The sequence below is a fragment of the Citrobacter amalonaticus genome (assembly GCF_018252635.1).
Lineage (GTDB): Bacteria > Pseudomonadota > Gammaproteobacteria > Enterobacterales > Enterobacteriaceae > Citrobacter_A > Citrobacter_A amalonaticus_E.
Genome location: NZ_JAGTXM010000005.1, coordinates 127,686 through 143,642 on the forward strand (window position 1 = coordinate 127,686; position 15,957 = coordinate 143,642).

10 protein-coding genes are annotated in these 15,957 nt (G+C 53.9%); 4 read left to right on the forward strand and 6 right to left on the reverse strand.

Annotated elements, in window-relative coordinates:
• Positions 1 to 275 precede the first annotated feature (275 nt).
• Together KE671_RS16185 and yicI are read left to right on the forward strand one after the other, a co-directional pair.
• Positions 276 to 1,658, forward strand: a complete 1,383-nt coding sequence (locus tag KE671_RS16185) for a glycoside-pentoside-hexuronide family transporter (protein WP_206163801.1) — start codon at positions 276 to 278, stop codon at positions 1,656 to 1,658.
• Positions 1,659 to 1,670: 12 nt separating this feature from the next.
• Positions 1,671 to 3,989 (forward strand): alpha-xylosidase, encoded by a 2,319-nt coding sequence (gene yicI, locus KE671_RS16190; RefSeq protein WP_206163802.1) that lies wholly within the window; start codon positions 1,671 to 1,673, stop codon positions 3,987 to 3,989.
• On the opposite strand, the gene KE671_RS16195 is transcribed toward yicI, so the two are convergent.
• Complete coding sequence (locus tag KE671_RS16195) at positions 3,965 to 5,161, reverse strand: MFS transporter (protein ID WP_206163803.1); 1,197 nt, start codon at positions 5,159 to 5,161, stop codon at positions 3,965 to 3,967. The genes yicI and KE671_RS16195 overlap by 25 nt on opposite strands.
• Positions 5,162 to 5,258: 97 nt before the next feature.
• On the opposite strand from KE671_RS16195, the gene KE671_RS16200 reads away from it, so the two are divergent.
• Positions 5,259 to 6,017: a MurR/RpiR family transcriptional regulator gene (locus KE671_RS16200; protein WP_206163804.1), complete on the forward strand. Its 759-nt coding sequence runs from the start codon at positions 5,259 to 5,261 to the stop codon at positions 6,015 to 6,017.
• Here KE671_RS16200 and KE671_RS16205 read toward each other — a convergent pair.
• From KE671_RS16205 to xanP, 4 genes are all read right to left on the reverse strand, one after another.
• Positions 6,001 to 7,380, reverse strand: coding sequence for a glycoside hydrolase (locus tag KE671_RS16205; RefSeq protein WP_206163805.1), 1,380 nt, complete (start codon positions 7,378 to 7,380; stop codon positions 6,001 to 6,003). The two genes, KE671_RS16200 and KE671_RS16205, sit on opposite strands and share 17 nt — an antisense overlap.
• Positions 7,381 to 7,392: 12 nt before the next feature.
• The gene (locus tag KE671_RS16210; RefSeq protein ID WP_206163806.1) at positions 7,393 to 8,955 is read right to left on the reverse strand and encodes a PTS transporter subunit EIIC; all 1,563 of its coding nucleotides are present in this window, start codon (positions 8,953 to 8,955) and stop codon (positions 7,393 to 7,395) included.
• 193 nt (positions 8,956 to 9,148) lie between these two features.
• A complete protein-coding gene (locus KE671_RS16215; RefSeq protein WP_206163807.1) occupies positions 9,149 to 10,882 on the reverse strand; it encodes an AsmA family protein in 1,734 nt (577 codons plus the stop codon).
• A 121-nt stretch (positions 10,883 to 11,003) separates the two neighbouring features.
• A complete protein-coding gene (gene xanP, locus KE671_RS16220; RefSeq protein WP_042323367.1) occupies positions 11,004 to 12,395 on the reverse strand; it encodes a xanthine/proton symporter XanP in 1,392 nt (463 codons plus the stop codon).
• Positions 12,396 to 12,624: 229 nt separating this feature from the next.
• On the opposite strand from xanP, the gene gltS reads away from it, so the two are divergent.
• Positions 12,625 to 13,830 carry a sodium/glutamate symporter gene (gltS, locus tag KE671_RS16225; protein ID WP_206163808.1) on the forward strand — a complete coding sequence of 402 codons (1,206 nt, stop codon included), beginning with the start codon at positions 12,625 to 12,627 and terminating at the stop codon, positions 13,828 to 13,830.
• Between the two features lie 44 nt (positions 13,831 to 13,874).
• Here gltS and recG read toward each other — a convergent pair whose 3' ends face one another.
• On the reverse strand, positions 13,875 to 15,956 hold the full coding sequence (gene recG / locus KE671_RS16230; protein WP_206163809.1) for an ATP-dependent DNA helicase RecG: 2,082 nt from the start codon (positions 15,954 to 15,956) through the stop codon (positions 13,875 to 13,877).
• Position 15,957 lies beyond the last annotated feature (1 nt).

Here is a 15,957-nt window from a genome sequence, read left to right on the forward strand (position 1 = left end):
ACATGGAGGCGGGGCGCATTATAGCTACTTCCAGACGTTTCCACACCCCCTCACTCACTTTTTTAACTTCCCTTTCTCCTTACCATGATCGGTTTCATATAAATCCTCATAAATTCCTCTAGTTACATTTACTCACATCTTTTGGCGCTACCACGATCACAGAAAACAAGAATCGTAATTTGATAACGAGATATCGGAATATCCGCCGTCACCGGGAATGGTTTACAAAAGCGGTAACCGGTACCAGTGCGCATGAGAGCGCGAAAGGATGCGTTATGACTATTCATATTTTGTCTGTTAAGGAAAAGATTGGCTACGGGATGGGCGACGCTGCCAGTCATATCATTTTTGATAACGTCATGCTGTATATGATGTTTTTTTATACCGATATTTTCGGCATCCCTGCCGGTTTTGTCGGCACCATGTTTTTAGTAGCGCGTGCGCTGGATGCCATTTCAGACCCGTGCATGGGATTGTTGGCGGATCGCACGCGTTCTCGTTGGGGAAAATTCCGGCCGTGGGTGCTGTTTGGCGCGCTGCCGTTTGGCCTCGTTTGCGTTCTGGCATATAGCACGCCGGACCTTAGCCTGAACGGTAAGATGATTTACGCCGCTGTCACCTATACGCTGTTAACGCTGCTTTATACCGTGGTAAATATCCCGTATTGCGCGCTGGGTGGAGTGATCACCAGCGACCCAACGCACCGTATTTCCCTGCAGTCCTGGCGCTTTGTGCTGGCGACGGCGGGCGGAATGCTCTCGACCGTGCTGATGATGCCGCTGGTGAATCTCATTGGTGGAGATAACAAAGCGCTGGGTTTCCAGGGCGGGATTGCGGTGTTGTCCGTGGTGGCGTTCCTGATGCTGGCGTTCTGCTTCTTTACTACCAAAGAGCGTGTGGAAGCGCCGCCGAGCACCACCTCGATGCGTGAAGATCTGCGCGATATCTGGCAAAACGACCAGTGGCGGATCGTGGGGCTGCTGACCATCCTCAATATTCTCGCCGTCTGCGTTCGCGGTGGCGCAATGATGTATTACGTCACCTGGATTCTGGGAAGGCCGGAAGTATTCGTCGCCTTCCTTACCACCTACTGTGTCGGTAACCTGATTGGCTCCGCACTGGCAAAACCCCTCACCGACTGGAAATGCAAAGTCAGCATCTTCTGGTGGACCAATGCGGCGCTGGCCGTGGTTAGCCTCGCGATGTTCTTTGTCCCGATGCAGGCAGACATCACCATGTTCGTCTTCATCTTCGCGATCGGCGTGTTGCACCAGTTGGTGACGCCGATCCAGTGGGTGATGATGTCCGATACCGTCGATTATGGCGAATGGTGCAACGGTAAGCGTCTGACCGGCATCAGTTTTGCAGGCACTCTGTTCGTGCTCAAGCTGGGTCTGGCGTTTGGTGGCGCGCTTATTGGTTGGATGTTGGCGGGTGGTGGCTATGACGCGGCGGCGAAAACTCAGAACAGCGCCACTATCAGCATCATTATTGCCCTGTTCACGATCGTCCCGGCCATCTGCTACCTGCTGAGCGCCGTGATTGCTAAACGCTTCTACACCCTGAAAACGCCTTACCTGAGAAATATCCTTGACCAACTGGCACAGGGTGCGCGCCGTAATCAGCAAGAATATACGCATAACGAATTTCAGAACTAAAGGAACAGAGTCATGAAGATTAGTGACGGAAACTGGCTGATTCAGCCAGGCCTTAATTTACTTCATCCGATCCAGGTGTTTGATGTTGAACAGCACGGTAACGAACTGGTGGTTTATGCCGCGCCGCGTGACGTCCGCGAGCGCACCTGGCAACTGGATACTCCACTGTTTACGTTGCGTTTCTTTTCGCCGCAGGAAGGGGTTGTGGGCGTGCGCATGGAACACTTTCAGGGGGCGCTGGATAACGGTCCGCATTACCCACTTAACGTTTTGCAGGACGTGAAGGTCGACATCCAAAACACTGCTGACGTTGCTGAGCTGAAAAGCGGTAATTTAAGCGTGCGCGTCACCAAAGGCGAGTTCTGGTCGCTGGATTTTCTGCGTAATGGCGTGCGCATCACCGGCAGCCAGTTGAAGAATAACGGCTATGTCCAGGATAGCAACACGCAGCGTAACTACATGTTCGAACGCCTGGATCTGGGTGTCGGCGAAACGGTTTATGGACTGGGCGAGCGCTTTACCGCCCTGGTGCGCAACGGTCAGATGGTCGAAACCTGGAACCGCGACGGCGGCACCAGCACCGAACAGTCCTACAAGAATATCCCGTTCTACCTGACCAACCGTGGCTACGGCGTGCTGGTCAACCATCCGCAGTGCGTCTCGTTCGAAGTCGGTTCGGAGAAGGTGTCGAAAGTGCAGTTCAGCGTCGAGGGCGAATATCTTGAATATTTCGTGATCGACGGGCCGACGCCGAAAGAGGTGTTGAACCGCTATACTCGCCTTACGGGGCGCCCGGCGCTGCCGCCTGCCTGGTCGTTTGGCCTGTGGCTGACCACCTCGTTCACCACCAACTACGATGAAACAACGGTAAACCGCTTCATTGATGGCATGGCAAAGCGCAATCTGCCGCTGCACGTCTTCCACTTCGATTGCTTCTGGATGAAGGCCTTCCAGTGGTGTGATTTCGAATGGGATCCGGTGACGTTCCCGGACCCGGAAGGAATGATTCGTCGGTTAAAGGAGAAAGGGCTGAAGGTTTGCGTATGGATCAATCCGTACATTGGACAGAAATCACCGATTTTCAGCGAGCTCAAAGAGAAAGGCTATCTGCTGAAGCGCCCGGATGGTTCTCTGTGGCAATGGGATAAATGGCAGCCGGGGCTGGCGATTTATGATTTCACCAATCCGCAAGCCTGCGAATGGTATGCCAGCAAACTGAAAGGTCTGGTGGATATCGGCGTGGACTGCTTCAAGACCGATTTCGGCGAGCGTATCCCAACTGATGTGCAATGGTTTGATGGTTCCGATCCACAGAAAATGCACAACCATTATGCGTACATCTACAACGAACTGGTATGGAACGTACTGAAAGAGACCGTGGGTGAAGAAGAGGCGGTGCTGTTTGCCCGATCCGCTTCCGTGGGCGCACAGCAATTCCCGGTGCACTGGGGCGGCGACTGTTACGCCAACTATGAGTCAATGGCGGAAAGCCTGCGCGGCGGCTTGTCTATCGGCATGTCCGGGTTTGGTTTCTGGAGTCACGACATCGGCGGCTTCGAGAATACCGCGCCGGCACACGTCTATAAACGCTGGTGTGCGTTTGGTCTGCTCTCCAGCCACAGTCGTTTGCACGGCAGTAAATCCTATCGTGTGCCCTGGGCGTATGATGATGAATCCTGCGATGTGGTGCGCTACTTCACCGAGCAGAAGTGCCGCATGATGCCGTATCTGTACCGGGAGGCGGTTCGTGCGCACGAACGGGGCACGCCGATGATGCGCGCCATGATGCTAGAGTTCCCGGACGATCCGGCATGCGATTATCTCGACCGTCAGTATATGCTGGGTGATTCTGTGATGGTGGCACCAGTGTTCTCGGAAACGGGGGATGTGCAGTTTTACCTGCCGGAAGGACGCTGGACCCATCTGTGGCGCAACGACGAAGTACAGGGCAGTCGCTGGCACAAACAGCAGCATGACTTCCTGAGTCTGCCGGTGTACGTGCGTGATAACACTCTGCTGGCGCTGGGCAGTAATAATCAAAAGCCGGATTATGCGTGGAACGAAGGCACCGCCTTTCAGTTGTTCGCTCTCGACGAGGGACGCGAAGCCGTGTGCGAAGTCCCTGCGGCTGACGGTTCGGTTGCCTTTACACTGACCGCTAAGCGCAAGGGCAACACCCTTACCGTGACGGGCAAGGGTGATGCGCGCGACTGGACGCTGTGCCTGCGTAACATCGCGCAGATTAGCGGTATTCGCGGCGCTTCACACCGGGGAAGCGAACCGGGTGTGGTGGTGACGCCGCAAAGTCATGAGATCGTCATTTCGCTTTGAGCTGATGTAGCGAGGGGGCGGAGATTCAGCCGCCCCCACAGCGCCAGCAGCAGATACAGCACGACCGGTAGTAAAAAGCTGAACCGGAGATTAAGTCCGTCAATGCAGGCAGCCTGCAGCAAGGGAATAACCGCACCACCAATCCCGGCCATCACCATTGCTGCGGCAGAAATATTGGCGATCGCCGGATTTTTGTTGATGGTGTGTCCGAAGATAATCGGATACAGAATTGAGTTCCCTAAGCCGGTCAGGATAAGCAGATAACCGCCGGTGGTATTGTTCAGCCATATCGCCATGATCACCGCCGTTGCACAGGCCAGCGTTGCCACGAGAAACGGCGTGTAGTTACCTGTTTTGTCGGCGAGAAAACCATAAAGAAAACGACCTGCCAGCGCGCCTCCCCAGTAAAAAGAGACCAGCGACATCGCAACAGTGGTGCTCCAGCCGCCGATGGTGATGAGATATTTTACCAGGCTGGTCGCAAGGCTCACTTCGACGCCGACATAGATAAAGATCGCCGCCACGCTGAATAACAGTTCTCTGTTCTTCCAGGCTTTCTGCGTCCCCGACACGGCTTTTTCCGGGCGCGCCACTTCCGGCAGGCGGATCCAGAAAACCCCTGCAATCAATGCCAGCGAAAAGCAGGCGAGGCAAAGCCAAAGCGCACTGATGGGCTCTTCACGCGCCAGAATGTCGACGGGGGAACACGCCAGGAGCAGCGCAACCAGCATGGGGGCAAGCGTTGTACCCAGCGAATTAACGGCGGAGGCCAGGCACAGATTGCCGATCCGTTTGTGCGGTGCGCTGAGCAACGTCAGATAAGGATTGGCGACGACCTGCATCGCCGCCACGCCAGTCGCCACAACAAACATCGCCAGCAGTGACAGGGCGAAAGAATCCAGTTGCAATGCCAGGGCGAACATCAGACATCCCACAACCGACAACGTTAGCGATAGCAGTAGTACCTTACGGTATCCCTGGCGATCAATTAGCATTGAGCAGGGCAGGCAGGTCAGAAAAGGGGCAACGTAAAAAATAACGGTAATGAAAATAGACTGCGACCATGAAAGATGGAAATACTGATAGAAAAATATGATCAGTACGCTGTTAATGGCCGTGATATTTCCCCACAAGAAAAATATCATCGCGAGTAATGTTAGGTTTTTATTCATTTCTTTTTTTAATATGAAATTGTGATGTAGTGACCTGTTGCACAGACCGTTTACTTTTAAAAATGGTAAATTTATTTTGCACTCACAGGAGCGGAAAATGGAACTGGAAAATGTATTTCGTGATGTAAAATTAAGTAAGACAGAAGTCAACGTACTGCGCTTTATTCAGAATAACCCAGAGCAATGCATTCGTGAGGGCATTCGCACCGTGGCGGAGCGCTGTTACAGTAATCCGTCCTCACTGGTTCGACTGGCAAAAAAGCTCAAGTTTAGCGGCTGGCTGGAGTTGGTGTACTTCATTAAGTTTAATATCACAATGCCAAAACTTGATGTGACAAATGATATTAACTTTATGAATATCCAGCCTGCCGAAAACCTGGCGTTGCTATTAAATCGGCTACAGCATGATCGTATTCTTATTCATGGTAGCGGCTTCTCTCAACTGATTGCACAATATATTTATAATAAATTCCTGGTGATTGGCGTGAATGCCAGTCTGGCACTTTGGCCAGACTACGAAATACTGGAACAAAAAACGGCTGCAAAATTCGACTCCATCTGGCTGGTGTCTAAGTCCGGTCGCAGCAGTTCGGCATTAAACTGGGTCAAAGCGCTGGAAGGAAAAAATACCGACCTGGTTTGCTTTACCGGTGACTATCAAAGCCCGCTGGCCCAGGCGGCAGATACCGCCGTCATCATCCACGATCCACAAAAGTTTGATGATGATATCTACTGGAGCAATCCTTTCTTTGGTTACTGCATCCTGGGATTCGAACATCTGCTGAAACTGTGGTTTTTGCAAAATCCGGGCGGGGCGTCGGTCGACGCCCCGGGGACGATCATTTCCAGTCGCTAAACTGCGCTTCATCGAGATACTCGCTAACCAGCTGTTTGGCCAGCGACCAGGAGCCAATCAGCGGGTGCGCCATTAACGCGCGAATTGCCAGACTCTTATCTTTGCGCATGATGGCGTCTACGGCCAGACGCTCGTACTCTTTCACACAGGCGATCATGTTTTTCTGCGCGTCCGGTACGTGGATCGGTGTCACAGGTTTCAGCCCCTCTTTGCTCAGATCACAGCTAATCTCAATGACATCATCCGGGCGTAAGAAATCCAGAGTGTCGTTGTTTTGCAGTGAGACAACGATGCGTTTGCTGGTGGCGCTGTTCACGGCTTCGAGAATATCCAGCGCCACCCCTGCGTAGCCACCGCTATCCGGTTCTTCAATAAACTGTTGCAGTGTTAGCGGCGTGCGGGTGTTGAATTTTTCCTGATGCGACTCATTCTGCATATAGCTATTTTCGCGGCGCAGGTAGTGTTTCATCCAGATATCAAAGGCGGCTTCCGGGTTTGCCTGCGCATCAACATTCTGCAGTTCCTGGCGCATTTCCTTGTTGATCCGCGCGATGGCTTCACCGCGGGTTTCCGGCGCATCCTGAATCGCTTTCAGCGCCACTTCGCGATAGTAGTAGTAATAGAGATATTCATTCAGCAATTGCTTATCGCAAAGCTGAACCAGCTCCGGTGAGAAGTACTGCATCGCCGTTTTGCTGTACAGTTCCGGGTCGCTCACCAGTGTGTCGGTTACGTCTTCGCCTTTCACGGTGAAATGGGTAAACCAGGAGAAGTGGTTCAGACCATAGCATTCCACCTTCAAATCCGCTTCGTCGCAGTTGAGGATGGCAGGCAGCTCGCGAATCAGCTCTGATGGCGCATCGCAAATGCCGTAAACCCGACGTTTAAACCCGGATTTTATAATAGCCTCGGTAACCAGCCCGGAAGGGTTAGTAAAGTTGAACAAAATGGCATCGGGAGCGGCATGCTCTTCAATCAGACGACAGTAATTGAGAATGGCGGGAATTGAGCGCATCGCCATCGCAAAACCGCCTGCCCCGGTGGTCTCCTGACCTAATGTATTGTGGTTCAGCGCAATACGTTCGTCGCGCACGCGACTTTCATCGCCGCCGACACGCAGCGTGGTGATGACATAATTACTGTTCTTTAAGGCGGATACCGGATCCGTCGTCAGGCTGAAACGAATATCAGGTCGAATTGTGGCAAAAACATAACGGGCGATTTCGCCGAAAATTTTCAGGTTATCTTCTGCGTTATCGAGGAATACCACTTCTTGTAAACCAATTCGATGCGCATTATAGGCCAGAGATTTCGCCAGGAATGCGGAACGAACACCGCCTCCGCCTAATACAGTTAATTTCATAACAACTCCTGATTAATTATTTGCCAGCCAGTTATCTACCCGGGATCGAACCTGTCCAACCCTCACACCGTAAATAACCTGAACTTCATTTTGATTACGCACTACGCCATTGGCGCCGGTAGTTTTTAATAGGGCTTCATCAATTTTGTCGGGATGATGGAGCGCGACGCGTAATCGGGTAAAACAGTTATCAACAGAAATAATGTTCTCTTTGCCGCCTAAGCCCTTAATAATCTCATCGGTGACGGCCTGACCGGCATTGGCCTTTTTATTGCGATAATCTTCTTTGCTATAGAGTTTCACTTCGCCATCATCTTCGCGTCCCGGCGTTTTCAGGTTCAGCCTGATGACCAGCGTACGGAAAATCACGTAGTACGCGGCGAATTGCCCGATACCGATCAGAACGTAAAGCGGCCAGCGGGTGAGGGCTGCCGGCAGCGGCAGGTTATAGATCAGAAACTCAATGAGTCCGGACGCGCCCCACGGGCGAACCGTCAGCAGATCGCAAATCGCCTGGGAGGCGGCGGTCAGCGTGGCGTGAATCAACCACAACAGTGGCGAAATAAATAAGAACGTAAATTCAATCGGTTCGGTAATGCCGGTCAGAATAGAGGTAATAATCGCGGGCAGCAGAATTGCCTTCGCCATCATTTTCTTCTCCGGCGTGGCGGTGTGGTAGAACGCCAATGCCGCACCGGAGAGGCCAAAGATAGTCGTCATTCCCTGCTGGGAAAAACGCAGTGCTTCGTTCATCACCGGCGTGAGATCCGGGTGGCGCATATAGGCCAGGAAAATGGCCTGCGTCCCGGACACCACCTGCCCGTCAACGTTGAGGGTACCGCCAATCTGGGTCAACTGGAATGGAGACCAGACGAAGTGGTGCAGCCCTGTTGGGATCAGGAATTTTTCAAAGAAGCCGTACACGAAGACGCCTGCCACCCCGGCGTTTTTCATGAAGCTGGTTAATGCCGCGATGCCGTGTGTGATAAACGGCCAGAACCAGGTAAAGGCAATGGCGTAAAAAAGGATCACCGGCGTCATCGCGATTAAGGTTAGTTTTGCTCCGCCGTACATCGAGAGTGCGCCCGGCAGCTCTATTTCAGAGACTTTATTATGAACCCAGGCAATGGTGCAGCCGAGAATGATCCCTAAAAAGATCCCCATATCAACAACGACAAAACCTAAAATTTGCGTTTGTCCGGTGCCATAATATTCGCCGTTGACCTTTTCAGCGATGCCGTGAGTATATTCCAGCCAGGAGTGGTTAGCGCCCAAAAACATAATAAAGCACATGACGGCAACCAGCGCGACTTCGGTTTTTTTATCTTTCGCCAGACCATAGCTGATGCCGACACAGAAAAGCAGTCCCAGGTTGCCAAATAATGGCCAGAAGGTATCACCGAGAAGTTGACCTATTTGATGTAAAAAACTGGTTTCGGAAATAAGCGTCGGGTTAGTTAATATTGAGCTTAATGCCAGAATTAAGCCGATAACAGGTAAGAACAAGACCGCCCCGATCATTGCTCTGGAGAATCTTTGCATATCCGCCAGAATACGTTGACGTATTACAGACATGGCTATTCCTTTATTTTATGTAGGGTGTTTGTAATTATTAAATAAGACTTCCAACGTAATCGTTATAACAACTCCCGGTGGGGATGAAAACCTGTTGCGGAAAATAGGCACAAATAGCCGATAAATGAATACCTGTTTCGTTTCAGGCCGAGAACGCTCCTGGACCGAAGATATCCGGGAGCGGAAGAGGAGATTATGGCGTAACGGGCGCGGGGGAAACGGGAGCCGGTTCGGTCGACGTCACTTCACCTGCGGAGACAACTCCGCCCTGCATAGTTTGCGTGACCTGCTGTTTATCCGCATTCACGGCGTGCAATTGTCCATTCACTGTGGGTTTGAGAGGCGCGTCTGCCTGCACCGTTCCGCTGGCCGTCAGCTGGATATTACCGTCACCGGCGATCGGTAATGCCGGCCATCCCCATTGCTGTAGAACGTTTACCGGGACGCCGCGACCATTGAGGCTGACCTGTGTCTGGCGCGGCGGCAACTGGGACACGCTGGCGGTCGCTTCCAGAATTCCCCTTTCCGTAAAGGCGCTCAGTTCACTGATGTTCACCGTGTTGGCGTTGGCTGCTAAAGACAAGGAGGGACGGCGCACGTCGACGCGGTTGAAGGTGGCAGCGGCGGCATTCAGGGTCACATTTCCGCTCCAGACGCCCCATTTCTGGTTCTGAACCAGTCCCAGATTCGCGCCATAACCATCCAGCGCAGTCAACTGCCATGGGAATGCCGGGTCGATATCAATCAGCAGATTGCGGCTGGCAGTAAATTTCTTCAGCGTCAGGCTGTTCAACCATGACGGCAGTGGTTGCATCCAGCGCTGTTTCCAGTTTTCCGGCAGAGTGTACTCTACGCCCGCGAGGGCTGCGTCATCAAGGACAAGGGCTTTACCTTCTCGCAGCCAGTTGCCGGAAGTCCTGACCATGCCGCCTTCCCAGCGGGTAGTGAACTGGCGCAGCGCGATACCTTGCGGCGAAAACTCGGCATTCAGAATAGGGTCGAACAGGTGCAACGAGCCAAAAATGAACTCGCTGGCATTCATCGACAGTTTGCCTTCCTGCGTCTGCCAGTCGTCTTTGCTGAAAGTCAGATTGCGCAAGCTAAGGTCAAGGTCGGTGACCGCCCAGTCCGGCCCCTGAAGGCGCGCGTCAGTGACCTCAAGGCGATTAATCTGTAACGATGGAATGGTGTTAAGCGGCGCGAAAAAGTCTGCCAGCGATTTGTCGCTTTGCAGTCGGATGTCGTTCAGGCGCAGATTTTCCACCATCCAACTGCCGTCTGCATGACGTTTTGCTACGCCGGTTAAGGCACCGCGTGCGATATCCGCGCCGATATTGCTTAATGTCACCTGTTCGTTATCAATACTGCCTTCAATCAGGACGTTGGCAGCAGGAACGTCATTGAGTGTCAAAGAACCGGCGCTGAGCTGAATCTGCGCTTTGCTGCCGAGTACTTTTCCAGCTTCGGGCAGCCAGGGAATGATGCCACCATTCACCCGCTGAGCGCTCAGATCCCACTCGCTACCCGGGCTATTAAATGCCATATCCTGCAACTGCAGGCGGTCCGCCTGGAAGGGAAGCGGCGCCGTCTGAGGAGAAAAATTCAGGGTACCGTTTTGCAGCAGGATCGTATCGACATGCCGCGGATGTGTCAGTTGACGCGTGCTCAGGCCAATATCGACTGCTTTTGCCACGAGCGTAGCGGGTTGACCGTCGCGGCCAAAGGTGACGTTTTTCAGCAGGATATGCGAAGGAGAGGAAAAACGATGGTCCATCGCCTCAAAGGATAATCGATAGTCGCTGTGCTCCGATACCCAGGCGCTGATGTGTTCTGCGCCCCAGCGCGTTTGCAGCAGGAAATAGAGGCCGAGAATCACCACCAGAAGGGCGATCAGCACGTAGAGAATCAGCTTTCCAATAAATTTCATGGTCTTCCATCCTGCGAAGGGCACATAGTTGAGTTATGCACGATTTACGCGCAATCCTCAAGGCAGGAATCGTGAAAGAGTATGATAGCGACGGTGAATTTGAATCACCGTCGCATTGCGTTTACTGCTTTTCAGGCGGGAAAATCAGGTTCAGTACGATAGCGGTGATCCCACCCGCAGCAATACCAGAAGAGAGCAGGTTTTTCACCCAGTCTGGCGCGAACTGTAGGATCAGCGGCTGCTGAGAGACGCCAAGACCAACAGCCAGCGACAGCGCAATAATCAGGATCGCGCGGCGGTTCAATGGTTCGCGGGAAACAATGCGCACGCCAGACGCCGCGATAGTCCCAAACATGACCAGCGTAGCGCCGCCGAGCACCGGCTCAGGAATATGCTGTACAAAACCACTCACTGCCGGGAACAGACCGAGTACGATCAGCATCAGCGCAACTACGAAGCCCACGTAGCGACTGGCCACGCCGGTTAACTGAATGACCCCGTTGTTCTGTCCGAAACAGGAGTTCGGGAAGGTGTTAAAAACCGCAGAGACGAAGGAGTTCAGGCCGTTCGCCAGCACTCCCCCCTTCAGACGTTTCATATACAGCGGGCCAGAAACGGGCTGTTCGGAAACGTCGGACGTTGCGGTGATATCGCCGATGGTTTCCAGCGAGGTAATCATAAATACCAGCATCAGCGGCAGCAGCAGGTTCCAGTCAATGCCCAGACCGTAGTACAACGGCGTCGGCACCATGATCAGCTCCTGGGAGGCTGGTGCGCTGTTTTCCGGCAGCATACCCATAAACCATGCCAGCGCATAGCCTGCGGCCATGGCGATAACCAGTGAGGCCACGCGCAGATACGGGTTACGCTGACGGTTGAGCAGAATAATCAGCAGCAGCACCACGCCTGCCAGCATCAGGTTTTTGGGCGCGCCGAATGTGTTGTCGCTCATCGCGGCATAACCACCGCCGATAGACGTCAGCCCCACCTGAATCAGCGACAGACCGATAATCATCACCACGACGCCCGAGACCAGCGGAGTGATGATACGACGTGCGAGATGCAGGATCCGGGAGAGCACCATCTCCGTGCAACTGGCCAGCATCAGGGTGCCAAACAGCGCCGCCATCATGGTGGGGACGTCTGCGCCGCCGGTTTTCAGTGCGGTGCCGCCCATTATCAGCGGCGCCACGAAGTTAAAACTGGTGCCCTGAATCGATAACAACCCTGAACCCACCGGCCCCCACGCTTTAATCTGAATAATGGAGGCCACCCCAGAGGCGAACAGCGACATACTGATAATATGTTGAGTATCCTGAGCCGGTAACCCCAGCGCCTGACAAATGAGCAGCGCCGGCGTAATGACCGCAACGAACATCGCCAGCAGGTGCTGACAGGCGGCAAACAGGGTTTGCGGAAGCGGCGGGCGATCTTCAAGACGATAAATCAGTTCGCTGTTTTGAGTCTGCGCAACCGGTTGCGCATTTTCCGACTCGAGGGTGTTAACAGACATCAATGATAATCCCGTGGTGGCAAAGCGGGCATTTTATCTGACCAGATGGTAAAAGCAAACGTTTGCGAGTGGGGAATCTTAATATTTAAAATAGATAAAATCACATTTTTATATAACCTTTCCCTCTTTTCTGCTTAAAATCCATGCCGAATTACCATTAAAAGCTAAAAACATCCGCAGGAATAAGACATCGTGCGTAACTGATTCAGACGTACTCAAGGAGCTTTGTATGTTTCAACTCGATACCTTATCAACCCTTGTTGCCGCAACGCTGACGTTGCTACTGGGGCGAAAACTGGTTCATTCAGTCTCCTTCCTCAAGAAATACACGATTCCAGAACCGGTTGCCGGTGGCTTGCTGGTGGCGCTGGCTCTGTTGGTCCTGAAAAAGAGCATGGGCTGGGAAGTAAACTTCGATATGACGTTGCGCGACCCGCTGATGCTGGCGTTTTTCGCCACTATCGGTTTAAACGCCAACATTGCCAGCCTGCGGGCAGGCGGGCGCGTGGTGGGGATTTTCCTGGTTGTCGTGGTGGGATTGCTGCTGATGCAAAATGCCATCGGTATTGGGATGGCAAGTTTGCTGGGCCTTGATCCACTGATGGGGCTGATTGCTGGCTCGATCACGCTGTCTGGCGGCCACGGTACCGGCGCTGCCTGGAGCAAGCTGTTTATTGAGCGCTATGGCTTTGCTAACGCGACGGAAGTGGCGATGGCGTGTGCAACGTTTGGTTTGATCCTCGGCGGTCTGATTGGCGGACCTGTTGCGCGCTACCTGGTCAAACACTCGACAACACCGGACGGTATGCCTGACGACCAGGCGGTACCTACAGCATTCGAAAAGCCGGACGTCGGGCGCATGATCACCTCTCTGGTACTGATCGAAACTATTGCGCTTATCGCTATCTGTCTGACCGTTGGTCGGATTGTTGCGCAACTGTTGGCGGGAACGGTGTTTGAGCTGCCTACGTTTGTCTGCGTGCTGTTTGTCGGCGTGATTGTCAGTAACGGCCTGGCGGCGGTGGGCTTTTATCGCGTCTTTGAGCGCGCGGTGTCCGTGCTCGGGAACGTCAGCCTGTCGCTGTTTCTGGCCATGGCGCTGATGAGCCTGAAGCTGTGGGAACTGGCTTCACTGGCCTTGCCGATGCTGGCGATCCTCGTGGTGCAGTCCATTTTTATGGCGTTGTACGCGATAGTGGTGACCTGGCGGATGATGGGCAAAAACTACGATGCGGCCGTGCTGGCGGCGGGCCATTGCGGGTTTGGGCTGGGGGCGACGCCGACGGCAATCGCCAACATGCAGGCAATTACCGAGCGGTTCGGACCTTCACATATGGCCTTTCTGGTGGTGCCGATGGTTGGCGCGTTCTTCATCGACATCGTCAACGCGCTGGTGATTAAGCTGTATCTGCTGTTGCCTATTTTTGCACAATAATGAGAAGGGGCGGTGGTGATGAACCACCGCGCTTTTGCGCGCCATCAGGCGTTAGAATAGCGTTCTGTTTCTGGCATCCAGCGTTCGATCAACGCTTTTGCCTCTTGTGGGTAACGTTCATGGATGTGGCGTGCAATGCGCTGAACTTCCGGAATAATGGCCTGATCGCGCAGTAAATCCGCCACCTTAAACTCTGCATTCCCCGTCTGCCGCGTACCCAGCAACTCGCCCGGCCCGCGAATTTCGAGATCTTTTTGCGCAATCACAAAGCCATCGCTGCTGTCGCGTAGCACCTGCAAGCGTTTCTGCGCCGTTTTCGATAACGGTGACTTATAGAGTAGTACGCAATGCGACGCCACCGCGCCACGCCCTACGCGCCCACGTAGCTGATGTAACTGTGCCAGACCGAGACGTTCCGGATTTTCAATGATCATCAGACTGGCATTAGGGACATCCACGCCAACTTCAATCACCGTGGTGGCGACAAGAAGGTGCAGTTCGCCCTGTTTAAACGCCGCCATCACCGCCTGTTTCTCGGCAGGCTTCATGCGTCCATGGACCAGACCGACGTTCAGTTCTGGCAGCGCGAGTTTCAACTCTTCCCACGTGGCTTCTGCGGCCTGCGCTTCTAACAAATCGGATTCTTCAATCAGCGTACAGACCCAGTAGGCCTGGCGGCTTTCCTGCATGCAGGCGTTGCGCACGCGGTCAATAATATCACTGCGCCGCGTATCCGGAATGGCAACCGTCGTAACGGGAGTACGTCCAGGCGGTAGCTCGTCAATAACGGAAGTATCAAGATCTGCGTAGGCGGTCATCGCCAGCGTCCGGGGAATAGGCGTAGCGGTCATGATCAACTGATGCGGATGGAAACCCTGCTGCTGACCTTTCTCCCACAGCGCGAGGCGCTGATGCACGCCAAAACGGTGCTGCTCGTCGATGATGACCAGCGCAAGGCCATTGAACTGCACCTGTTCCTGGAAGATCGCGTGCGTTCCTACCACCATTTGTACCTGTCCGCTGGCAATCGCCTCTTGTTGTGCCAGACGCGCTTTGCCTTTCTGCTTGCCCGCCAGCCAACCGACTTCGATGCCAAGCGGGGCAAACCAGTTACGGAAGTTGTTGGCATGCTGCTCCGCCAGTAGCTCGGTCGGGGCCATCAGCGCGACCTGTTTTCCATGCGCAATTGCCCGTAAGGCCGCGAGCGCGGCGACCAACGTTTTACCAGAGCCGACATCACCCTGTACCAGACGCATCATGGGAATATCAAGCGCCATATCGTGCTCGATTTCCGCTACCACGCGCGCTTGCGCGCCGGTCGGCTTAAAGGGTAGCGAGGCTAACAGTTGATTTTTTAGCGTGTCATTGGTGCTCAGCGGTTGGGCATGAAAGCGCTGCGCACCCGCACGAAGCGCCAGCATGCTCAGGTTATGCGCCAGCAACTCTTCCAGGATCAGACGACGCTGCGCCGGGTGTTGGCCGGTCTCGAGATCGCTTAACTGCAGCGTCGGCGGTGGGCGATGCAGCGTGCGGAGCGCTTCAGGCAGGCTGAGCATGCCCTGCAACAATTCCGGCGGCAGGAGTTCGGCAATGGCGCAGGTATCCAGCAGATCCAGCGCCTGATCGGTGAGCTTGCGCAGCGTCGCCTGCTTGATGCCTTCGGTCGTGGGATAAACCGGGGTAAGGGTTTCCTGCAACTCTGGTGTACTGAGATCGCCCTGAACACGGTATTCCGGGTGAATCATCTCTGCGCCGTACTTCCCACGCTTCGCTTCGCCATATGCCAGTACGCGTCGCCCGGTTGCGAGGCTGTTTTTCATCGCCGCGCTGAAGTTGAAAAAGCGCATTGTCAGGATACCGGAACCGTCGCTGATCTGACAGGTCATCATCCGGCGACCCCCGAAGGTGATGTTACAGTTCAGTACTTCCCCTTCGACGGTAGCGTAAACGCCCGGCAGCAGTTCACCAATGGGATAGAGTTGGGTGCGGTCTTCATAACGCAGAGGAAGGTGTAACAGCAGGTCCTGCACGGTGTGCAGACCAATTTTCGCCAGTTTGCTGCTTTGCGCTGCGCCAACGCCCGTTAGTGAACTGAGCGGGACAGCATCTAACAGGCGCCCACGCATG

Coding starts and splice junctions, on each gene's coding strand:
- xanP (WP_042323367.1), bottom strand. CDS start 12,395: ATGTCTGTTAACACCCTCGAGTCGGAAAATGCGCAACCGGTTGCGCAG.
- recG (WP_206163809.1), bottom strand. CDS start 15,956: ATGCGTGGGCGCCTGTTAGATGCTGTCCCGCTCAGTTCACTAACGGGC.
- gltS (WP_206163808.1), top strand. CDS start 12,625: ATGTTTCAACTCGATACCTTATCAACCCTTGTTGCCGCAACGCTGACG.
- KE671_RS16205 (WP_206163805.1), bottom strand. CDS start 7,380: ATGAAATTAACTGTATTAGGCGGAGGCGGTGTTCGTTCCGCATTCCTG.
- KE671_RS16210 (WP_206163806.1), bottom strand. CDS start 8,955: ATGTCTGTAATACGTCAACGTATTCTGGCGGATATGCAAAGATTCTCC.
- KE671_RS16215 (WP_206163807.1), bottom strand. CDS start 10,882: ATGAAATTTATTGGAAAGCTGATTCTCTACGTGCTGATCGCCCTTCTG.
- yicI (WP_206163802.1), top strand. CDS start 1,671: ATGAAGATTAGTGACGGAAACTGGCTGATTCAGCCAGGCCTTAATTTA.
- KE671_RS16200 (WP_206163804.1), top strand. CDS start 5,259: ATGGAACTGGAAAATGTATTTCGTGATGTAAAATTAAGTAAGACAGAA.
- KE671_RS16195 (WP_206163803.1), bottom strand. CDS start 5,161: ATGAATAAAAACCTAACATTACTCGCGATGATATTTTTCTTGTGGGGA.
- KE671_RS16185 (WP_206163801.1), top strand. CDS start 276: ATGACTATTCATATTTTGTCTGTTAAGGAAAAGATTGGCTACGGGATG.